Origin of the sequence: Arthrobacter sp. A5 (assembly GCF_051131705.1) — a bacterium.
GTDB lineage: Bacteria > Actinomycetota > Actinomycetes > Actinomycetales > Micrococcaceae > Arthrobacter_M.
This window is the reverse complement of the sequence record NZ_CP180316.1, coordinates 4308511-4328417: the sequence shown is the minus strand read 5'-3', so window position 1 is coordinate 4328417 and position 19907 is coordinate 4308511. Positions and strand designations below refer to the sequence as shown.

The following is a 19907-nucleotide window of genomic DNA, read 5'->3' as shown; positions in this document are numbered from 1 at the left end:
CTAAGTTGAGAGGAGAGCCCTATGGCCGGCTCCCACAGCACCGCTTCCCGTGATGGTCTTGCCCGGAAAGAGCGAGCGGAGAAAATCGCGTTATTCCGTTACCAGCTCATCCGTGAAGCCGCGGACGACTCCGTCACTACCCGCCAACGCGGTCCCATGGTCAAGGCCCTTGCCGCGACCGTGCATCCTGGCCCGTTCGGCGGGACCATCCAGGTCTCCAAGGACACGATCGACCGGTGGATCCGTGCCTGGCGTGTCGGCGGGTTCGACGGACTCAAACCCAAACCCCGCGCCCAGGGCATGATTACCCCGGAACAGGTGTTGTCTCTGGCGGCGGTCCTCAAACGGGAAAAACCCGCCCGGACTTCGGCGCAGGTGCGGCGGATCATGATCGACACACCGAAATCACACCCGCCGGCGCCAACAAAACCGATGACGTCAAACCCGCCACCGGCGCTACGGTCCAGGATACTGCCGGGACCACGATCTCGTCCTTGGAGGAGCTGAACGCGTTATTCAGTTCCTGGGTGGAAATGGTCTACCACCAAGCCATCCACTCCACTACCGGACAAACACCGTTAGCCCGGTGGGATACCGGCTGGGCGAACCGGCGCCCGGACCGCCGGGACCCGGACATCATTGCCGAAGCGTTCCGCTGGTCCGCGCACCGAACAGTGACAAAATCAGCGACGGTCTCCCTGCAGCCCAACATCTACCAAGTCGACCCGTTGCTGGCCGGGAAACGCGTTGAGCTGATCTACGATCCCTTCGACCTGACCGGTGCCATCAGCGTTAGTGCCGCCGGCGGGGTCCCGGCCGGGGAAGCGGTCCTGCTGGAGATCCGCCGCCACGTCCACCACAAAGCAGCCAAAGCCGTTAACGACGCCGATACCGGGGCCGTCAACGCGTCCTCCGGGATCGATTACCTGCGCATGGTAGCGGACCGGCATAAAGACACCATGGTCGGAGCGCCCATCAGCTTCGACAAAATCGCCGCCGGGACCACCAACACCGCCAGCACCACCGGGACCGCTAAGGAACTAAACATATGAGTATCGATCGTTTACAAGCCCACTATGGATTCACCCGCATGCCCTTCGGTAGGGACCTCCCGCCCCAAGCCCTGCACGCCCACCCTTCCCACCGCGAAGCGATCGCGAGGATCGATTGGTGCGTCTCCCAACGCCAACTCGGAGTGATCACCGGTGAAGTCGGCGCCGGGAAAACCGTCGCCGTCAGGGCAGCCCTGAAACAACTCGAACCATCCCGGCACCAGATCATCTACATCCCGGACCCCACGATCACGATGCGCGGGATCCACACCGCGATCGTGACCGCCCTCGGCGGCGGGCCAGCCTTCTACTCCGGCGTCCTAGCCTCCCAAACCGCGTCCCTGCTCGCCGGGGAACTCGACGAGCGTTCCCGCTTACCCGTTGTCGTGATCGATGAAGCCCACCTGCTCTCCAACACCGATCTGGAAGCCCTGCGCATGCTCACGAACACCGAGATGGACACCGGTTCGCACTTCGCGCTGCTGCTCATCGGTCAACCAACCCTGCGCCGACGACTCAAACTCGCCGTGCTGGCCGCCCTGGACCAACGAATCTCCACCCGCTACACGATCACCGGGATGGCGCCGACAGACACCACCGATTACATCCGGCACCACCTCACCTATGCAGGCCGATCCGACCCGCTATTCTCCGATGACGCGATCACCGCGATCCATCAAGCATCCCGCGGCTACCCCAGAGCAGTGAACAACCTCGCCGTCGCCTCCCTGATCGCAACCTACGCCGGCAACAAATCCATCGTGGACGTCAGCGCCGCCCAATCCGCGATCACCGAAAACAGTGAATAAACCCGACCAGCGCCCCCGTCACCGATGACGACCACCACGTCACCATGACAATCAACGCCCCGCCGGGCACCACCGGCGGGGCGTTTCCATACCCGAACCATCGTCACCAAAGACGACGGCCCTATCGTCAAACAACGCGACGGATAACACCGGGGCCGCGCTGACCGGGGAACTGCGCCGGCTCCTGCCGACCCTGCGCACCATCATCGGCGATGACCGCCCGGTCCTGGTCGGTTTCGACCGGGGCGGCTGGTCCCCGGCCCTGTTCCAACACATGAGTTCAGCAGGTTTTGATGTGCTGACCTGGCGCAAGGGCACCACCGGGGACATCGACGACTCCCTCTTCAGCGAGGTCACGCACACCGACGAACACGGACAAACCCGGACCTGGGCCGCGGCCGACATCCGGGTCGAGGTGCCTGTCGGAACTACCGGGGAAGTGTTGTCGATGCGCCAGATCAGCCGCAAGGTCAAGGTCCCGGCAGGCGGGTTACGGCAGATCCACATCCTCACCACCGACACAGACCTCGCTACCGGGGAAGCGATTTACCGTATGGGTGCCAGGTGGCGGCAGGAGAACTACTTCCGCTACGCCAGGATCCGCTTCGCCCTGGATTCCCACGACGCCTACACCAGTACCGATGATGATCCGGAACGGTCGGTGCCGAACCCGGCCAAACGCAAGGCCTACCAGAACGTACTTACCGCCAAAACCCGGTACGGGAAGGCCCTCGCCGACACCGATGCCGCGTTGCTGGCGGCCCGGACCCCGGCGCCGGGAACGGCCACGGTCCTGATCACCAATGCCGGGCACAACGCGATCACCGCGGACCTTTTCACCGCCCAAACCGTCTTCGAGGAGGCGCAGGCGGTGCATAAGGAGATCCCGGCCCGGGTACCCCTTGGTGACATCGCCCCGGGCCAGCAGGTCCTGGACACCGAGACGAAACTGCTCACCCACGCGATCCGGATGGCCGCGTTCAACACCGCGTCCACCCTGGCCAGGGAGATCCGCACCAACACCGGCTACGCCCGCGCCGACGACGAAGCCCACGCCCTGATCCGGCAGGCTCTCACGACCAGCGGCGACATCGACCCCGGCCGGGACGGCTACCTCACCATCCGCCTCGACCCCCTCCCCACCAAACGGGCCACGGCCGCGATCGCCGAACTCTGCGACCACCTCACCAGCACCGAAACCCGTTACCCAGGCACGGACCGGATCCTGCGATTCGAGACAAAGAAACGCGAAACGTCGCTCAGCGATTAAAGCGCTAGGTCAGGAGTCCTGGGGACTGAACGTCATCAATATCAGGTAGCGGCCCGGGGTCAGGCTGCCTAGGCCCATGGCCGACGTGCACGCACCGGCTCTCCGGAGCCGTCCGGTATATTCACTCGCCGTTCGGCTCCGGATATGCTGCCCTCCTTTGTCAGCACCAGCCGGTAAGCTCGCAATCATGCAGGATTCCGAACCCCACGCGCGCCGCCGGCGCGTCCGCATCGCCGTTCCCACCCGCGGTGATGCGCTGCTGAGCCGTATGACCGAGGTGGTTGGTGGCCCGCTGGGACGCCGGAGTGCGCCGGGCGTTGTCAGTCCGGGATTCTTTACCGTCGAACGGGTGCTGATCATTATGGTCGTGGCGTCTGGAATCCTGGCGGTGCTGTTGAAATTCCATTGTCGCCAGTCCGGCTGGAGCACACCGGATCAGTACTCCACCACGTGCTGGTCCGAGATACCCAATGTCTTCAAGGAAAAGGGCCTGGCCGTTTTCTTTCCGTACTTCGGTCCCAACGCCACCTTTGACTACCCGCCGCTGACCGGCGAGGTCGCCGGAATCACGGCATGGCTCACCACTGCCGCCGGTGTGGGCGCTCCGCGTCAGCTGGCTTTTTTTGATCTCAACGCCGTCCTGATCATTGCGATGTGGATTCTTGCCGTCGTGGCCACTGCGCGCACGGCGCGGCGCCGCCCGTGGGATGCGGCAATCGTGGCGGCCAGCCCGGTGCTTCTTTTTACCGCACTGACCAGCTGGGACATGTGGGTTGTGGGCCTGGTTTCCGTGGGCATGCTGCTGTTTGCGCGGCGGCGGAACGTGGCCGGAGGCGCCGTGCTGGGGCTGGCCGTCTGCGCCCAGCCGTATGCCCTGCTGATCCTGGTGGCCCTGCTGATGCTGAGCATCCGGACCCGCCGGTGGCTTCCGCTGCTCGAGGCGGTGACCGCCGCCGTCGTCGCCTGGCTTGTTATCATGCTGCCGGTCCTGGTCCTGAATTTCGGCACATGGCGCGCCTACCTGAATATCGGACTGGATAACCAGCCCAGTGAATCCTCCATCTACAAGGCCTACAAACTGGTCGCGGAACGGTTGGGCGGGGCGGGAATGGGCACCGTGGCCGTTGACCTTGCCCAGCTGATCCTGCTGACGCTGTCGGTTTTGGGCATCGGTTGGTTAGCGCTGGCCGCTCCGCGCCGTCCACGGTTGGCGCAGCTCGCGTTCCTGCTGGTCGCGGCTTATTGCCTGACGGACAAGCATGCCGCACCCCAGCACGTCCTTTGGCTGCTGCCGCTGCTGGCGCTGGCGCGTCCCAAATGGCGCACGGTGCTCAGCTGGCAGGCGGTGGAGGTTCTCCACTACCTGGCGCTGCTGCTGTTCCTGGGCCGTGAACTCGGGGATGGAAATGCGCAGCACGCCATCGACATGCCGTATTTCGTGCTGGCGGTGCTGCTGCATGTCGGGGCGACTCTGGCCGTGATGGCGCTGGTGGTGCGGGAGATCCTGCGGCCCGAGTCCGATGTGGTGCGGCGTCTGGGAAGCGACGATCCGCAGGCGGGCATGTTGGAATTTGCTCCTGACCGGTTCACCGTGGGCACGGGTTGGTCCCGGGTAGTGTTGAACGGAACGAAGGCCCTGAACGGAACCGCGGGCGCGGAATTCACCCAAGGGTCAACACCGGAATCGGTCGATTGCGGAGGCACGAATCCGAGCTGTACGAGTCACGCCAACATGACTCACTCCAGTACGAATCACGCCAGTACGGATGAAGCCAGTATGAATCACGACAGCATGGATCCAGTTCATAGAGAGCAACCCCAAGGAGAATTCCCCCGGTGACCACCGAGCACTATCGTTACGAAGAGCTGACCGCGGCGCGCTTTGACGAACTCGTTGCCCGACATCCGGACACGCTGGTGCCACTCGAGCAGACGCCGCAGTGGGCCGTCTTTGAGCGCGAAACGGGCCGGAAGCCATTTGGGATTTTCGCCTATTTTGAGGACGACGGCGACGGGCCAGCAGTGCTGGCCAGTTATCTGCATTCCACCCGCCGTCTGCGCGAATCGATGGTGGTGGTTAATGGGCCCGTCTGGTTCGTGGCCCGGACGCCCGCGGCAGAGCGGCGTTTTGTGGCCACCATCCGTGGCCAGTTTGACCGTGATGCGCGGGTCAGTCCCGTCTTCCTGCGCCTGCAGGTGAAACATCCTCAGCCGGGGGTGGCCAAGGCCCTGGAACCGGGCTGGTATGACCGTGAAATTGTGGTGGACCTGACGCAGGACGAAAAGGCCATGCTGGCCGGATTCCGTCCCAACGCCCGGCAGAGCATCCGCAAGGCGACCCGCGCCGGGGTGGAGATCCGCAGGATCGAGCGGGCCGACCGGATGGAGGTATTCCGTCGGGAGCTGTACCCGATCATGGCGGAAACGGCCGCGCGTGACGGGTTTTCTGCCTTCGGCTCCGCCTACTACGAGACCTTGCTGAGCTCGCTGGCAGATTACACGGAACTGCTGGTGGCCTATCTGGACGGCAAGCCGCAGAGCTGGTTGATCAGCACAGAATACCGCGGATATGCCGTCTACTACTTTGCCGCGAGTTCCGCCCGGGCGCGGAAGGCCTTTGCCCCCTACCTGCTGTTGTGGGAGAGTTTCCGGATGCTTAAGGCCAACGGAAACACGAGCTGCGGGCTGACCGGAATCGTCAGCGAGACCTACCCGTCGCTTGCCAACGTCACGACCTTTAAGCGCAATTTCTCCAAAAACGTTGTGGTCCTGCCGACGACATTCGACGTGCCGGTGAAGAAGCTGCACTATGGTGCTCTCTGCACTGCCCTGCGGTTGCGACGCGAAGGATTCGTGGCCGTACGCCGCGGTCTTGTCCGGGCCAGGGCCCTGCTGAAGAGACTGACCCGGCGTGCCACCAAGGCAGCTGCTGTTACGCCCGAGGCAGACCATGACTGACGCCGTCGTCGTTGGTTCCGGCCCCAATGGGCTTGCCGCAGCGGTCACGCTGGCGCGGGCCGGACTGAAGGTACGGGTCTATGAGATGGGCGCCGGCATCGGCGGCGGAACGCGCAGCTCCGAACTCACTCTCCCCGGATTCCTGCACGACGTCTGCTCCGCGGTGCACCCGATGGCACTGGCCTCACCGTTTTTCCAGGCCTTCGAACTCGATAAGCGGATAGAGCTGGTGGTCCCGGAGATTTCCTACGCACACCCGCTGGACGGCGGCAGGGCCGGCATCGCCTACCGGGACCTTGACCGTACCGCCGACGGACTCGGGCGCGACGGGGACGCCTACCGGGCGCTGTTCGCCCCGATCGTGCGGCTGCTGGATGGCGTCACGGATTTTACCCAGCACCAGCTGCTGCGGATGCCTCGGAACCCGCTGGCCGCGCTGGTATACGGGCTGCGGACGCTGGAGCAGGGCACGCCGTTGTGGAATGCACGCTTTCGGGAGGACGTCGCGCCAGCGATGATCGCGGGCGTTAACGCCCACTCGATCGGCAAAATGCCGAGGCTTTCCACCGGCGGCGCGGGGATGCTGCTGGGTGCGCATGCCCACGGGCGGGGCTGGCCTGTCCCGCTGGGCGGATCCCAGGCCATCGCGGATGCCATGGCGGCGGATCTGCTGGCTCGCGGCGGTGAGATCGTGCTCAATACAACCATCTCAACACTGGCCGAAGCCCGCGCGGACTCGGGTGCGAAGGCTGTACTGCTGGATGTCTCCGCAGCGTCCCTGGCCAGAATCGCGGCCGACGAGCTGCCGCCGTCGTACCTGCGGGCCCTGGCATCCTTCACATACGGCAATGCCGCCAGCAAGGTGGATTTTGCGCTTTCCGGACCGGTGCCCTGGAGCAATGCCGAGCTGGCCGCGGCATCCACCCTGCACCTGGGCGGGAGCCGGGCGGAACTCGCCCGCTCCGAGGCGGAGGTGGCTGCCGGAATCCACCCCGCCAACCCCTACGTGCTGGTCAGCCAGCCGAGCCCCTATGACCCCAGCAGGGCACCCGCCGGACGCCAGGTGCTGTGGACCTACACCCATGTTCCGGCCGGCTCGACGGTGGATGTGACCGAGGGGATCACCGCGCAGATTGAACGCTTTGCACCCGGGTTCCGGGACGTCATCGTCGCCCGGAACACGATCACCGCCGACGAATACAGCCGGTACAACCCGAACTACATTGGCGGGGACTTCAGTGCCGGAGCGGTGACACTGCGGCAGCTGATCAAACGTCCCGTGGTTTCGGCCAATCCGTGGCGCACGCCGGCGAAGGGTGTGTACCTTTGTTCGTCGTCGACCCCGCCGGGCCCCGCCGTGCACGGGCTGTGCGGCTGGTATGCGGCGCAGAGTGCCCTCAAGGACATTTTCGCGCTGCCGGCGCCGGAGCTCGGCGTCTGACCGTTGGCTTTTCGGTGTCGCGGCTGAGCCTGTTAGGAAGCAGCCGGGCCCGATTCCGCGGGCCTGTCCGCCGGCATTGCGGCGGAGGTGGCAGTGGTCGGCGGCGTCGTACTCCGTCCGTCCGGGTCCTGTCCGTCCGGGTCCCGACGTTCGGCGCTCCTGGCTTCCGAGGTGCCCGTCGGCGCTGGCTCCAGCACCGCACCCGGCCGGCGCTTACGCCTACCGCGGAGCCAGCCACCGACGGAGTCTATGGTCGAGTCACGCACGAAGATGACATCCGCGGCCACCATGGACAAGGAGAAGACACTCAGACCCAAGAAGACGCCGATGCCGGCATGCATGGCGATGAGTCCGAGAACAGCAAGACGCCGGGTCCAGCGGTTGAGCAGCAGGAGCGGAAACAGCACCTGAATGGCCACCGAGCCCCAGGAAATCAGATGCACCATTAAATCATTGGCCACCAGCAGGTGGTTCAATTGCGGCCACGGACTGAAGTTCTCCGCATGCATTGGATAATAGATCGCCGTGCCGTCGCGCCATAGGGTGCCGCGGGCCTTTGCGACCCCGGCCACCAGATAGATGATGATGACCTGTGCGCCGATGGCGACGACAGCGAGGTTGTGCACGATGATGCCAAACCAGCCCGGTGCCGCGGTCCGGGCGATAAATGACTGACGCCGTGCGGTGGACGACTTCTCGCTGCGGATCCGGCGGCGCCGCGCGTCCAGGGACCACCGCTGCGAACCGTCGGTGAAGGAACTGTAGATCAGCATGATGCGCAGCGCATTATCCGCCGAGTCCGAGGAGGTGGGGCCCAGGGCCGCCAGCGAGATGAACATCAGCAGCGTCACCAGCGTAACGATGCGGGTCCGCCAGCCGAGCACCATGAGTACGCCGAAACCGGCCAGCAGCACCAGTTTGGCCACCAGCAGGGCATCAGGGTCACCGGCGTTAAAGTACTTGAACAGCCAGAAGTTCCAGATGCTGTCATTGCGGTAAGGCTGCGCCCAGCCAGAGGCGGTACCCCAGATGTATTTACGGTCCATGAAATTGGTGGCAACGATCGCGACCACGGACACGCCGAGCAGAATACGCAGGATGGATGTGGCGTACTTGGCGCGTTTTCCGTCCAGCAGCCAGGATTCGAGCCTGCCGACGACGTTGAGCTTCGGCGCTTCGGCTGTTCCGGCGGCGGGGGCCGACGACGTATTAGTTGCTGACATGGGGTGCCGCCTTCGTGCCGTACATGGCCTCGATGGCGGCCAAATCTATGTCTGGAACCTGGATGACGCCGCGCCAGCCCGCTTCGAAATCCGTCGCCGTGACCTGATAGTCGTTATTGTTCCGCTCGGCGTAGGGTTTTACCGGGATGGTCCGGATCGTGAATTGGACCGCCGTGACACCGTCGCCCCAGCGTGCCCGGGCCACGGAGCTGACCATGGACGTCATCGCCGTTTCATCCTTAACGAACTGCGTGACGGCCGCGGTGTCCGCGGCTGAGCCGGTATCGGCCAGATCCTTCTTCATCCGTTCCAGCCAGTCGGATCCGACGAATGGCTGCTTCGGCACGTTTTGCAGGTTCTGCGGGAGCAGCCCGGCGGATACCTGATAGTGCGAGGTGAGCTGGAAGTTGGTCAGGTACAGCCGGGAGGGCACGGGCTGGTGCAGGATGGACCTGTCCACGTCGGCCTGGGAGATATTGAACCACTCGGTGTCTGTGCCGTTGATCTGGGCCCGGACCAGAAGCTCCGTATCCACCTGGATCGGATCGGGGGCGAATACCGACCAGTACTGTTTGAACAGGGGGGTCATGTAGGCATTGATGGTTCCCTTACCGGCAATATTTGCGAGCTGGCTGGAACCGCTGAGATAGCTGACGGTGGCGAGGCCCTGCCACAGGAGCACAAGCGTCAGCGCGGCTCCCACCAGGCGTACCACTAAGGGTCTTTTTTTCATGATCTCGGCCGGACGCCCCCGTGGTCCGCCCGGTGGCGGTCGGGCGGTGCCGCTCCCTCTCTTCCGTTGCGCTCAAATTTCAGTATTGCATGCTGAAAATGAGCTCGGCGCGGGGCACGCCGGTCAGGGACCGGGCGCCGCGGGTAACAGCGGCGCCCGGATTCCGTCCCCTGCGGGGTACTCCGCTGTATTTCCGGCCGGATCAGGAATGCGTCGGGACGGCGGCGGACAGCTTGCCATCGCGCATCGTGGCCACGGCATCCGTAAGCGGAACAAACTCGGTGTCGTGGGTCACCATGACGGTGGCCAGCTGGAATTCGTCCGTGACCCGGCGCAGCAGCCGGACAATGGCGTCGCTGCGCTCATGATCAAGCGCCGCCGTCGGCTCATCCACCAGCAGCACCGTCGGGTCGCCCATCAGGGCGCGGGCAATGTTGACACGCTGGCGCTGACCCCCGGAGAGCGGGTGCGGGCGTTTGTTGGCCGACGACGCCAGACCGACGATGTCCAGCAGCTCGGCGGCCTTTGACCGTGCCGCTTTGAGCGGCTTCCCGCGCAGGTGGTCGCCGATAACGAGCTGTTCCGCTGCAGTCAGTGCGGCCAGCAGGTTTGGCTGTTGAAAGATGATGCCGACCTTGTCGCGCCGCAGCGTCGTGAGTTCCTTGTCCTTGAGGCCCGTCGCGTCGGTGCCGTCAATGATCACCAGTCCGCTGGTGGGGCGGACCAGGGTGGCGGCCGCCGCCAGCAGGCTGGACTTGCCCGAACCCGAGGGCCCGACGAGGGCCATCATCTGGCCGGCGCTGACCTCCATGCTGACGTCGTCCATCGCCTTGATGGTTCCCTCGCCGTCCGGGTATTCGAGGGTGACGTTGATGAGGCTCAACGGTGCGCCGGTGCGCGTCGGTGTAGGTGTCGGTGTCGGGGAGAGCGGGCCGAGAGTGGTGGAAGCCATGAGGAAGGTCCTTTCAGGAACTGAGGTGCTCATAGCGGGGGTGTTTTCGTTGAGGGGCCCCATCGCGGGCACCTCAGATTGTGGTTAGTTGCCGCCGAGGGCAATCAGCGCGTCCACCTTGGTCACCCGGCGGACGGCCAGGGCGGAGCCGGCCAGTCCCAGCAGCACAATGCCCACAATCGGCAGCAGCGTGGTGGCGGGTGAAACCAGGAAGGGCGCGGCCGTCGCGGCGAAGAAGCCGCCGGTGATGCCGATCAGGCCACCGATGGCGGCTCCTGCGAGCAGGACGATGGCCGCCTGGGTGATGGCGTCCCGGAGCACATAGGAGCCGGAGGCGCCCATCGCCTTTAGGACCGCGATGTCGCGGGTCCGCTGGACGGTCCAGACCGTCAGGAAGGCCACGATCACCAGGGCGGAGATGCCGTAAAGGAACGCCTGCATGAGCATCAACGAGCCGTTTTCGCTCTTGTAGGAACCCAGGGCCTGGAAGGATCCGGTACGGGAGGTGCTCACCGTGTTGGCGGCGCTGTTGGCCGCAGCCTCATCGACCCTGTCACCAATCACAGCCCCATCGGCGTAGCTGACCGCGAGGACCGTGCCCACCTGATCCTTGTCCGTCAGGTGCGCCAGCGCGGCCCAGGTGGGCTGGGCGGTCCACACGACACCGGTATGTGAGTACCACTGGTCATCGACGATGGCGCTGATGGTCAGCTCGGTATCGCCCACACTGGCCTTATCGCCGACCGAGAGTGAAAGGTCCTTTGCCACGGTTTTACCGATGACAACGGTGTCTGCGGTAACGGGCGCGGGGGCCAGGCTGCCGCCCGCCTGGACACCGAAGACCGCCACATTGGTGGTCCCGTTGTTGCCGCCGGCACCCTGGAAACGGGTCTGGCTGATGCCAACAGGCTCGGCATTGGCCACGCCCGGCTGCGTCTTCCAGCTTTGCACCTGTGCGGCGGTCACCTCTCTCTCCGTAAAGGATGCCTTGGGATCAGTGCTGCCGGGTGCGCCAAAGGCGATGGTGTCGACCGCCTTGGTGCTGCTGCTGGCGCCAAGCTCCGCGATGGCAGACGTTGACTGATTGCCCAGTCCGGCAGTGAGGCCGGAGAGCATGACCAGCAGCACGGTGATCAGGGCGACGACGCCGCCCATGAGGGCGAAACGGCCCTTCGCAAAGCGGATATCGCGGATGGCGAGAAACACGGTTTTTCTTCTTTCAGTCGGGTGCCGAAGCGGCGGAACATCTCGTACTTCCACTTTCCCGCCGATCAGTGCCTTCAACATCGGGGAGTCGGATGATCCCCGCTGACCGGGCGGCTGATCGCCCCATCAACCATTCGTATGATCCGCTCGTCTCCGGCAGCGCCTAAGCTGGTGCTATGCCTGCCCCGGAACCAGTCCCCGCGCCGGCCGCAGCGGGCAGCCCCGCCTCCTCCAGCGTCCTGATCCTGCGTTTCCTGCGGGTCACCTTGCATGTCGGCTTCGCGCTGCTGCTGACGATCGCCGTCGTCCGGCTCCTCACCACGGTCCAGGATGGCCCGGCACGCTGGGCGCTGCTGGCCGTCGCCGTCCTTCTGGCGCTGGTGTTTCTGGCCGGAACCGTACTCGAAAAGCGGTACGCGGCAGGACTCTCCGCGCTGGATCCGGGCCGGTATGCCATCTTCTGGCTGGCCACGGTCACCGCACTCTGGGGCGTCCTGCTCGCCGGAAGTGCCGAATTTTCCTGGCTGGCGTTTCCGCTGTTCTTCCTGCATATTCACGTGCTCCCGCGTCGGCTGGCGATAGTGACCGTTGCGCTCATGACCGCGGCCGTCATCGCGTCGCAGTGGGCCGCCAGCGGGCTTGCCGTACCGGCGGCGGCGGCCGTGGTGGGGCCGGTGCTCGGCGCCGTTTTCTCGATCGCAACCGGGATCGCCTACCGGGCGCTGTACCTGGAGGGCGAACTCCAGCGCCGTGCCGCGGATGAGCTCCGCCGGACCCGGGCCGAACTGGCAAGAACCCAGCACGACGCCGGTGTGCTGGCCGAGCGCGAGCGGCTGGCCCGTGAAATCCACGACACCCTGGCGCAGGGTTTTTCCAGCATCGTGCTGCTTTCGCGGGCCGCGGATAAATCGCTGAGCACCGGGGATCCGTTCACCGCGCGGAACCGGTTGGCGATGGTGCAGCAGACCGCGGCGGATTCGCTGGCCGAGGCCCGGAACTTTGTCCGTGGCCTGTCGTCCCCGCAGCTGCAGGAGTCGTCGCTGGTGGAGAGCCTGCGCCGGCTCTGCGAGAAGACGGAGACGGAGGCGGCCGCCCGCGGCGTTGGCCTGCGCTGCAGGTTCGAGCTCGATGGCGAACCCGTGGAGCTGCCGCAGCCGTACCAGGTCACCCTGTTGCGCGCGGCGCAGTCCAGCCTGGCCAACGTCTGGCTGCACGCGAAGGCCGGGACCGCCGTCGTCACCCTCAGCTCCCTGGGGAGCGAAGTGACGATGGACATTTACGACGACGGCGTGGGCTTTGATCCGGCGCCGGCGCCGGCGCGGGCGGACGGCAGCGGATACGGGCTGCGCTACCTGCGTGAGCGCGTCGGAGCGCAGAACGGGACGCTGGCGTTGGAATCCGCTCCCGGCGAAGGCACCGTGGTGGCTTTGCGCCTGCCGCTGGAACCGGCCGTTCCGCCGGATAGGGGCGACCGTGAAGGCGCCGGTCTGGGAAATGGTGTCGGGGACGGCGACGAATTGGAGGTCGTCGATCGCGATAGTGCCGTCCGGGATGGCCCCGCAGACAAGGGGAACGATGTCTGAAATCCGACTGCTGCTGGTTGATGACCACCCCGTGGTGCGCGCCGGGCTGCGCGCCATGCTCACCGAATTCGAGGGCATAACGGTCGCCGCGGAAGCAGCCGACGGCGGCGCCGCCCTGCGCGAGCTGGCGCGCCTGACGACGCTGGGTGAGCAGGTGGACGTGGTGCTGATGGATCTGCAGATGGGCGCCGGGATGGACGGTGTCATCGCCACAGCAAAGATCAGATCCCTGCCGTCGCCGCCCCCGGTGCTGATTCTGACCACGTATGACACGGATGCGGACATCCTGGCAGCGGTTGAGGCCGGTGCCAGCGGATAAATGCTCAAGGACGCGCCGCCGGAACAGATCCTGCAGGCGGTAATGTCTGCCGCGGCCGGACAGACCGCGCTGGCCCCGGAGGTGGCGGCCCGGCTGATGGGCCGGATCCGTAACCCTGAGCCGGCACTGTCGGTGCGGGAAGTGCAGCTGGTGGAGCTGCTGGCCACCGGAATGTCCAATCGTGCCATCGCCAAGGCCCTGTTCATCTCGGAGGCGACGGTCAAGACGCATCTGGTGCACATCTACGAGAAGCTGGGCGTGGATAACCGGACGGCCGCGATTTCCGTGGCCACGCAGCGCAGGATTATCCGCGCCTCCGGCCGCTAGTGTTCCGTGTTAATGGTTTGTTTGCGTTTCATCTTGCCCAGGAGATACTCCGCTGACTTGGTCCAGGTGAATGGTTTGGCGTCCTGGTTGTAGTTCTCGATGTAGCGTTCCATGGTTTCCTCCAGCTCTTTCACGGAGCTGAATGCTCCGCGTTTGAGGCACTGGCGGGTGATGATCCCGAAGAAGATCTCCACCATGTTCAGCCAGGAACAGCTGGTCGGGGTGAAATGCAGGCTCACGCGCGGGTTTTCGGCCAGCCAGTCCTTCACGTTCTGGTGCTTATGGGTCGCATAGTTGTCGCAGATGACATGCAGCTCAACCCCGGGGTGGGCGTGGGCGACCCGGCTCAGGAAATCGACGAACTCGATGTTGGTGTGCTTTGGGTAGAAGGCGTTCGCGCTGAGTTTGCCGGTGAGAACCTCCAAGGCGGCGAACAAGGTGGTGGTGCCGTTGCGCTTGTAGTCGTGCGTCTGCTGCAGCGGGTGGGTCGGGGACAGCGGCTGGTCCGGGCCGGTGCGGGACAGTGCCTGGATTTGGGTCTTCTCATCAATGCTCACCACCACCGCGTTTTCCGGCGGGGACATGTACAGGCCCACCACGTCCCGGAGCTTGGACTCCAGGGCCGGGTCGGTGGAGAATTTAAACGTCTCGATCCGATGCGGCTGGATCTTCCAACGGCGCCAGATTCGGGCCACGGACGAAAAAGAGATTCCGTGGCGTTCGGCCATGATGCGCGCGGACCAGTGCGAGATCCCCAGCTCCGCCGGCGGGTTCCCGTCATTGGTCAGGGTGTCGGCAATCAGGGCGAGTTCGTCGATCTCCCGCTCCCGGCCCGGGCGCTGGACATCGGACAGGGCCTCGATCCCGCCCTCGGCATAGCGGTTGCGCCACTTCAAAACCGTGGGCGCCGAAAACCCGGTGATCTTCTCAATCTGGACATTCGGCATCCCGTCAGCAGCCAACAAAACCGTGCGCGCCCGCAACGCCAACGTCGCAGTGGAAGAATTCCCACGAGTCAACGCTTCCAGGGCGCCCCGGTCCCCGTCGCGCAACTGAAGTGCCTTTGCCAGATAAACCATGGATCAAGTCTGACAAACAATCAGACCCAAAGGAATCAACGACACGCTACACTAGAACCGCTGATCAAGCGTGCCGCTGGCCGAACGAGCCGTCGGACTATTCGGGTGTGGCCCGCGGGTTGACCCTGCAGGGCCTCGCCGCCGATCCGCGTCGTCGGGGCCCCGCGGGTAGCTGCAGGGCCGGGCCGGTGCTACGCTCCGAGCTATCGGACCATCACACGAGGGACTTCGGCCATGAGCACTCCACATTCCAGCGTTCCGCAGCTGATCCGTGTTTCTGCACAGGAAAACGGCGACAGGCTGTGCGTACGCTTCCAACTGAGCAAGTCCATGCCGACGCATGGCAGTTATCTGATGGGAATGGTTGCCGCCAGTGAGGACTATTCACACCAGCGCCGGCTGTCCATTGAATTCGTCAACGGCGATCTGGTGGACTTTTCCACGTTCAACCACGAGCAGGTGGACCAGGAACACCACAACCACTCCGGTGTCACTCTTGACGGCACCACAGTCACCGCGGACTTCCCAGCCTCATCCATCGGAGGGTTAGGCAGGGGACGCATCGTCACCGCCTACAGCCACGCCGACGGTGAGCAGCTGCAGTCGCGCTTTCCGGTGGACACCGAAGGATTTTAAGGGCCGTTCCACCATCTGCTGATAGCCTGAAAAGTACCTATTGCCTCCGGCCTCATTCGGCGTACCCTCGGTACTACCGTTGGCCGAGCCTCAGGAGGTAGCTTTTGTGTCCCGTTCCCTTGGCCCCGCGTAAAGGCCGCCGCACTGCACTGACTTCCGCGTGCGCGTTCCTGGTCGGTATCGGCCTCCTCAGCGTCGGAACGGGAAGCACAGATCCGCTGAGGACCACCTACGCGGATGGACTGCAACCGGGCGTGATCGACAGTCCAGCCAGCACGGTGCTCGGTGAGAGGACGACGGCGGCCGTCTTGGCGCCGTCCGACGCCCAACTGGTGTTCGCCAGCAGTCCCGTGCTCTCGGAACCGGCACCGATACCCGGTTGGCCAACGCAGATGTTCCCGCTTCCAGCGCGGGACCGCGTCGCCCCGCTCTCCGCGACCGGGCAGCTCGCTGTGGTCAGGGCAGCGTATGCGGGACTGGGGCACCCCTACGTTTGGGGCGGGACCAGCGTTCTTCTTGGCTGGGACTGTTCCGGATTTGTGCAGTGGGCGTACCGGCAGGCCGGTCTCAATCTGCCGCGGACGGAACAGTGGACAGTCATGGTTCCGACATCGGCGCCGCAGCCCGGGGACCTGGTAGCGCAGAATCAGGATGGACCTGATCATTGGTCGCATGTGGGAATCTACGTGGGCGGCGGCATGATGATCAGCGCGCTGAACCCGGACGTGGGGACGGTATTACTGCCGGCCTGGGCCACGGGAACGTCGAGATACTTCACCATGGCCGCGCCGTCGGGTTCCGGGGAGCCTCTGCTGGAGCCGTCGACGGCGCCGGGACTTCCCTTTAGGGTGACCCCGGCTCCCGTGGCGGCGCCGCGGCCGTTGCCGGCCGCGGCATTTGCTCCGCCCGCGCCGTTGGCCCCGTCGCCGCGACCCGCGCCTGACCCTACCCCGTCGGTAAGGCCGAGGCCTATTCCGAAGCCGATGACTACCCCGTCCCCGTCCCCGACGCCTAGCCCGACTCCGAAGCCGTCGCCGTCGCCGTCGCCGACACCAATGCCGTCGCCGTCGCCGACACCGGCCTCGTCGCCGCTGCCGACCCCATCACGGACTCCGGCTTCGTCGCCGCTGCCGACTGCCACCCCGTCGCCGACTGCCACCCCGTCGCCGACTGCCACCCCGTCGCCGACAGCCACTCCGAAACCGACGGCAACCCTGCCTGCAACCCCGTCGGCCATCGGGCTCATTCCGCAGCTGGCGCAAAAACAAAAGTCCTCTGATGGGCTTACCGCTGCTGCGGCCGCCGCGCTGGCCGGCATAGGCATCGCCCCAGCCGATACGAGGAAGGTCGGAAAATCCGGCACGGTGAGCTATTTCGCGGCGGTGAAAGGTGCGGAGGGCATATGTTTCCTCGCTGCTGACCAGTACGGTGCACTGATCCAGAGCCGCTGCACCGACACTGACACCTTCTTTGCCCAGGGACTCCGGCTCACCGGCCTCCCACTCGGTCAGGCTGCGCTGCTCATCGCGACGGATTCAGATCCCGCCCACAGCCGGAGCGCCGGTTGGAACGCGGTGTCGGGGAATCTGCTGGTCAATAATCCGTAACCCGTTGAGCGCGGCCGTCCATACCAGTAGCGGCATGGTTTGGTGCGGGTGCGCCGATGCGGCCTTCAGGGTGGAAGACTGGTCACGTGGGCCATATAGACGTTGCAAATATTGATTACTTCCTCTCCGACGGCAGGCAGTTGCTCAACGGAGTGAACTTTCGCGTTGCCGATGGCGCCAAAACGGCGCTGATAGGCCCCAATGGGACGGGTAAGACGACCCTGCTGCGGATTATCGCCGGAGACCTTGTTGCGGATGAGGGGGCCGTCTCCAAATCCGGTAATCTGGGCGTCATGCGCCAGTTCGTCGGGCAGGTCCGGGATGAGACCACCGTGCGGGAGCTGCTGCTGTCCGTGGCATCGCCGGACATTCGGGCGGCCGGGAACGCCGTCGATGCCACCGAACTGACCATGCTGGAGCGCGACGACGAGCCCAGCCAGATGGCGTACGCCCGGGCAATCGCAGACTGGGGCGATGCGGGCGGTTACGAGATGGAGACGACCTGGGACGAAGTGACCATGGCGTCCATGGGCATCGACTTCTACAAGGCCCAGTATCGGAAGGCCTCCACCCTCAGCGGCGGAGAGCAGAAGCGGCTGGTGCTGGAAGCGCTGTTCAGCGGGCCGGACGAGATTCTGCTGCTCGACGAGCCGGACAACTACCTTGATGTGCCGGGCAAACGCTGGCTGGAAGCCAAACTTGCGGCCTCGGAGAAATCCGTTCTCTTCGTCAGCCATGACCGGGAACTGCTGGCCAATGCGGCCAGCCGCATCGTGACCCTGGAACCTGGCATCAACGGTGCCTCCAGCTGGACGCACGGCGGAGGATTCGCCTCCTATGTGCAGGCCCGCGAAGACCGTAATGCGCGCTTTGAGGAGCTGCGGCGCCGCTGGGACGAGGAACACGTCAAGCTCAAAGAGCTGGTGAACATGTACAAGAACAAGGCCGCATTCCGCTCCGACATGGCGAACCGGTACCAGGCCGCGCAGACACGGCTGACAAAATTCCTGGAGGTGGGGCCGCCGGAAGCGCTGCCGATTGAACAGAATGTGAAAATGCGGCTCAAGGGCGGCCGGACGGCGAAGCGTGCCATCGTGGCCCGGAAGCTGGAACTGACGGGGCTGATGAAACCGTTCAACGCGGAAATCTGGTTTGGCGACCGCGTGGCGGTGCTGGGCTCGAACGGTTCCGGGAAGTCACATTTCCTCCGGCTGCTGGCGGCCGGAGGTTCCGATCCGGACAAGGAACATCAGCCAGTCTCCGACGTCGACATCGCACCCGTCCCGCACGAGGGCTCGGTGAAACTCGGTGCCCGGATCCGCCCTGGCTTCTTTGCCCAAACGCATTCGCGTCCCGACCTTCTGAATCGCACGCTGCTGAGCATCATGCACCGCGGGGATGAACACCGTTCCGGGCTTGGACGCGAGGCCGCGGCCGGTGCGCTGGACCGGTATGGACTGGCCTCGCAGTCGGAGCAGAAGTACGATTCTCTCTCCGGAGGGCAGCAGGCGAGGTTCCAGATCCTGTTACTGGAGCTGTCCGGCGCAACGCTGCTGCTGCTCGATGAACCCACCGACAACCTGGACCTGCATTCTGCCGAGGCGCTGGAAAAGGCGATCGATGCCTTCGAGGGAACCGTGCTTGCGGTCACGCACGACCGCTGGTTTGCGCGCAGTTTCGATAGGTACTTCGTCTTCGGCAGTGACGGCAACGTCTATGAAAGCGACGAGCCGGTGTGGGATGAAAAGCGGGTACAACGGGCCCGGTAGGCCGGCAGCGGACTACAGGTCGAGGACGCGGCGGAGACCGCGGTCCACCTCGTCGATGAAGCTAGCTGGGACGTGATCGACTTCGTGGCTTAGATCCGATTTGTTGAGCGTGACCAGGGCCGTGACATTCACTACCGAATCTTGAGGCAGACCCGTCGCAGCGACGGGCAGGAACACATTTCCAGGCATCGCGGCTAGGGCAGTGTTGGAGGTGATGATCGCTACCAAGACAGTTGCCAAGTGACTGGCGTTGTAGTTGCTGGCCTGAATGACCAGGACAGGTCCGCGCTTGGCAGGTCGGCTGCCAATGGCTGGACCTAGATCAGCCCACCACACGTCGCCGCGCTCGATCACCACTGCTCGTCAGCAGCCAGCAGGAGCCGATGACCCTCTTCGACAGCCGCGGCGTAGGACTCGTCTTGCACGCCGATCTGGTTCAGTGCACTATTTATCTGCTCAGCCAGAGAATGAGTGTCCAGTTTGTCAAGGTAGCTGTTTGCGGCAAGCGCGAAGAACTCCGATCGGCTCAGCCCGAGGTCTTTTGCGCGGCGAGAGACCCGGTTAAAGGTGTCGTCGGGAACGGAGATGGCGGTCTTCATGGAATAAGTGTAGCCAGGTATAACCAGGTATAACCATCCTTTCACCAAAGTTGGCGCCAGCAGAATCAGCCGGAGTCGCCTTGGCGATATAACAGGAGGGACGCTAGCATTGAATGTAATTGCGGTAATCCGAAGAAGTTGAAGAAGCGGAAACTTCCGCCCGCAGGCTCGATGCGCAACTGTGTGAGGCACGCAAGAGCTCAAATTCATTGCGCTCGGCGCTTCTGTCTTCTGCCTTCTCCGGCCAGTTGGTTGACCAGGACCCCAACGACGAACCAGCCTCTACCCTGCTTGAGCGCCTCAAAACCGAGGGGGCCGCGGAAAGCCGGCCCCTCGCCGTCGTA

General features: G+C 64.5%; 19 protein-coding genes and 2 pseudogenes. 13 read left to right on the top strand and 8 right to left on the bottom strand.

The features are described from left to right. Positions 1-21: 21 nt before the first annotated feature. From ACLLJI_RS20655 to ACLLJI_RS20625, 7 genes are all read left to right on the top strand, one after another. Positions 22-507, top strand: coding sequence for a helix-turn-helix domain containing protein (locus tag ACLLJI_RS20655; protein WP_434616378.1), 486 nt, complete (start codon positions 22-24; stop codon positions 505-507). Further along, entirely contained in the window at positions 495-1052 is a 558-nt protein-coding gene (locus tag ACLLJI_RS20650; protein WP_434616375.1) for a Mu transposase C-terminal domain-containing protein, read from the top strand. Before ACLLJI_RS20655 ends, ACLLJI_RS20650 begins: the two co-directional genes overlap by 13 nt. After that, positions 1049-1861: an ExeA family protein gene (locus ACLLJI_RS20645; RefSeq protein ID WP_434612713.1), complete on the top strand. Its 813-nt coding sequence runs from the start codon at positions 1049-1051 to the stop codon at positions 1859-1861. The genes ACLLJI_RS20650 and ACLLJI_RS20645 overlap by 4 nt, the downstream gene beginning before the upstream one ends. Before the next feature lie 88 nt (positions 1862-1949). Continuing rightward, positions 1950-3131, top strand: a complete 1182-nt coding sequence (locus ACLLJI_RS20640) for a putative transposase (protein WP_434621723.1) — start codon at positions 1950-1952, stop codon at positions 3129-3131. Positions 3132-3318: 187 nt separating this feature from the next. Next, entirely contained in the window at positions 3319-4971 is a 1653-nt protein-coding gene (locus tag ACLLJI_RS20635; protein ID WP_434616372.1) for a glycosyltransferase family 87 protein, read from the top strand. Continuing rightward, the gene (locus ACLLJI_RS20630) at positions 4968-6089 is read left to right on the top strand and encodes a lipid II:glycine glycyltransferase FemX (RefSeq protein ID WP_434616369.1); all 1122 of its coding nucleotides are present in this window, start codon (positions 4968-4970) and stop codon (positions 6087-6089) included. The genes ACLLJI_RS20635 and ACLLJI_RS20630 overlap by 4 nt, the downstream gene beginning before the upstream one ends. Continuing rightward, positions 6082-7530 carry a phytoene desaturase family protein gene (locus ACLLJI_RS20625; RefSeq protein ID WP_434616366.1) on the top strand — a complete coding sequence of 483 codons (1449 nt, stop codon included), beginning with the start codon at positions 6082-6084 and terminating at the stop codon, positions 7528-7530. The genes ACLLJI_RS20630 and ACLLJI_RS20625 overlap by 8 nt, the downstream gene beginning before the upstream one ends. A 32-nt stretch (positions 7531-7562) precedes the next feature. On the opposite strand, the gene ACLLJI_RS20620 is transcribed toward ACLLJI_RS20625, so the two are convergent. From ACLLJI_RS20620 to ACLLJI_RS20605, 4 genes are all read right to left on the bottom strand, one after another. Beyond that, positions 7563-8753: an HTTM domain-containing protein gene (locus tag ACLLJI_RS20620; RefSeq protein ID WP_434616363.1), complete on the bottom strand. Its 1191-nt coding sequence runs from the start codon at positions 8751-8753 to the stop codon at positions 7563-7565. Continuing rightward, positions 8740-9486 carry a DUF5819 family protein gene (locus ACLLJI_RS20615; RefSeq protein WP_434616360.1) on the bottom strand — a complete coding sequence of 249 codons (747 nt, stop codon included), beginning with the start codon at positions 9484-9486 and terminating at the stop codon, positions 8740-8742. The genes ACLLJI_RS20620 and ACLLJI_RS20615 overlap by 14 nt, the downstream gene beginning before the upstream one ends. Positions 9487-9688: 202 nt before the next feature. After that, complete coding sequence (locus ACLLJI_RS20610) at positions 9689-10438, bottom strand: ABC transporter ATP-binding protein (RefSeq protein ID WP_434616357.1); 750 nt, start codon at positions 10436-10438, stop codon at positions 9689-9691. An 84-nt stretch (positions 10439-10522) separates the two neighbouring features. After that, on the bottom strand, positions 10523-11644 hold the full coding sequence (locus tag ACLLJI_RS20605; protein ID WP_434616354.1) for an ABC transporter permease: 1122 nt from the start codon (positions 11642-11644) through the stop codon (positions 10523-10525). 176 nt (positions 11645-11820) lie between these two features. Here ACLLJI_RS20605 and ACLLJI_RS20600 point away from each other — a divergent pair, with 176 nt between their 5' ends. After that, positions 11821-13227 carry a sensor histidine kinase gene (locus ACLLJI_RS20600; protein ID WP_434616351.1) on the top strand — a complete coding sequence of 469 codons (1407 nt, stop codon included), beginning with the start codon at positions 11821-11823 and terminating at the stop codon, positions 13225-13227. Then, positions 13220-13873: pseudogene (locus tag ACLLJI_RS20595) on the top strand (response regulator). The gene ACLLJI_RS20600 and the pseudogene ACLLJI_RS20595 overlap by 8 nt, the downstream one beginning before the upstream one ends. Here ACLLJI_RS20595 and ACLLJI_RS20590 read toward each other — a convergent pair. Beyond that, a complete protein-coding gene (locus tag ACLLJI_RS20590; protein ID WP_434616348.1) occupies positions 13870-14952 on the bottom strand; it encodes an IS630 family transposase in 1083 nt (360 codons plus the stop codon). The pseudogene ACLLJI_RS20595 and the gene ACLLJI_RS20590 overlap by 4 nt on opposite strands. A 234-nt stretch (positions 14953-15186) precedes the next feature. Here ACLLJI_RS20590 and ACLLJI_RS20585 point away from each other — a divergent pair, with 234 nt between their 5' ends. Both ACLLJI_RS20585 and ACLLJI_RS20580 read left to right on the top strand, forming a co-directional pair. Further along, positions 15187-15588, top strand: a complete 402-nt coding sequence (locus ACLLJI_RS20585) for a hypothetical protein (RefSeq protein ID WP_283559653.1) — start codon at positions 15187-15189, stop codon at positions 15586-15588. A 392-nt stretch (positions 15589-15980) separates the two neighbouring features. After that, positions 15981-16244: pseudogene (locus tag ACLLJI_RS20580) on the top strand (C40 family peptidase); the annotation flags it as partial. A 26-nt stretch (positions 16245-16270) separates the two neighbouring features. Here ACLLJI_RS20580 and ACLLJI_RS20575 read toward each other — a convergent pair. After that, positions 16271-16834, bottom strand: coding sequence for a hypothetical protein (locus ACLLJI_RS20575; protein WP_434621774.1), 564 nt, complete (start codon positions 16832-16834; stop codon positions 16271-16273). Positions 16835-16952: 118 nt separating this feature from the next. On the opposite strand from ACLLJI_RS20575, the gene ACLLJI_RS20570 reads away from it, so the two are divergent. Both ACLLJI_RS20570 and ACLLJI_RS20565 read left to right on the top strand, forming a co-directional pair. Then, positions 16953-17195, top strand: a complete 243-nt coding sequence (locus ACLLJI_RS20570; RefSeq protein WP_434621771.1) for a hypothetical protein — start codon at positions 16953-16955, stop codon at positions 17193-17195. 86 nt (positions 17196-17281) lie between these two features. Continuing rightward, complete coding sequence (locus ACLLJI_RS20565; protein ID WP_434616345.1) at positions 17282-18964, top strand: ABC-F family ATP-binding cassette domain-containing protein; 1683 nt, start codon at positions 17282-17284, stop codon at positions 18962-18964. Positions 18965-18976: 12 nt separating this feature from the next. Here the strand turns inward: ACLLJI_RS20565 and ACLLJI_RS20560 are convergent, their stop codons facing one another. Further along, the gene (locus ACLLJI_RS20560) at positions 18977-19321 is read right to left on the bottom strand and encodes a type II toxin-antitoxin system PemK/MazF family toxin (protein WP_434616342.1); all 345 of its coding nucleotides are present in this window, start codon (positions 19319-19321) and stop codon (positions 18977-18979) included. Then, entirely contained in the window at positions 19315-19563 is a 249-nt protein-coding gene (locus ACLLJI_RS20555) for a ribbon-helix-helix protein, CopG family (protein WP_434616339.1), read from the bottom strand. The genes ACLLJI_RS20560 and ACLLJI_RS20555 overlap by 7 nt, the downstream gene beginning before the upstream one ends. Positions 19564-19907 lie beyond the last annotated feature (344 nt).

What these genes read in the sequence shown, in the direction of transcription:
- ACLLJI_RS20655 (WP_434616378.1), top strand. Translation starts at nt 22, where the DNA reads ATGGCCGGCTCCCACAGCACCGCTTCCCGTGATGGTCTTGCCCGGAAA.
- ACLLJI_RS20645 (WP_434612713.1), top strand. Translation starts at nt 1,049, where the DNA reads ATGAGTATCGATCGTTTACAAGCCCACTATGGATTCACCCGCATGCCC.
- ACLLJI_RS20635 (WP_434616372.1), top strand. Translation starts at nt 3,319, where the DNA reads ATGCAGGATTCCGAACCCCACGCGCGCCGCCGGCGCGTCCGCATCGCC.
- ACLLJI_RS20625 (WP_434616366.1), top strand. Translation starts at nt 6,082, where the DNA reads ATGACTGACGCCGTCGTCGTTGGTTCCGGCCCCAATGGGCTTGCCGCA.
- ACLLJI_RS20620 (WP_434616363.1), bottom strand. Translation starts at nt 8,753, where the DNA reads ATGTCAGCAACTAATACGTCGTCGGCCCCCGCCGCCGGAACAGCCGAA.
- ACLLJI_RS20615 (WP_434616360.1), bottom strand. Translation starts at nt 9,486, where the DNA reads ATGAAAAAAAGACCCTTAGTGGTACGCCTGGTGGGAGCCGCGCTGACG.
- ACLLJI_RS20610 (WP_434616357.1), bottom strand. Translation starts at nt 10,438, where the DNA reads ATGGCTTCCACCACTCTCGGCCCGCTCTCCCCGACACCGACACCTACA.
- ACLLJI_RS20600 (WP_434616351.1), top strand. Translation starts at nt 11,821, where the DNA reads ATGCCTGCCCCGGAACCAGTCCCCGCGCCGGCCGCAGCGGGCAGCCCC.
- ACLLJI_RS20590 (WP_434616348.1), bottom strand. Translation starts at nt 14,952, where the DNA reads ATGGTTTATCTGGCAAAGGCACTTCAGTTGCGCGACGGGGACCGGGGC.
- ACLLJI_RS20585 (WP_283559653.1), top strand. Translation starts at nt 15,187, where the DNA reads ATGAGCACTCCACATTCCAGCGTTCCGCAGCTGATCCGTGTTTCTGCA.
- ACLLJI_RS20575 (WP_434621774.1), bottom strand. Translation starts at nt 16,834, where the DNA reads ATGAGCCCGATGGCCGACGGGGTTGCAGGCAGGGTTGCCGTCGGTTTC.
- ACLLJI_RS20555 (WP_434616339.1), bottom strand. Translation starts at nt 19,563, where the DNA reads ATGAAGACCGCCATCTCCGTTCCCGACGACACCTTTAACCGGGTCTCT.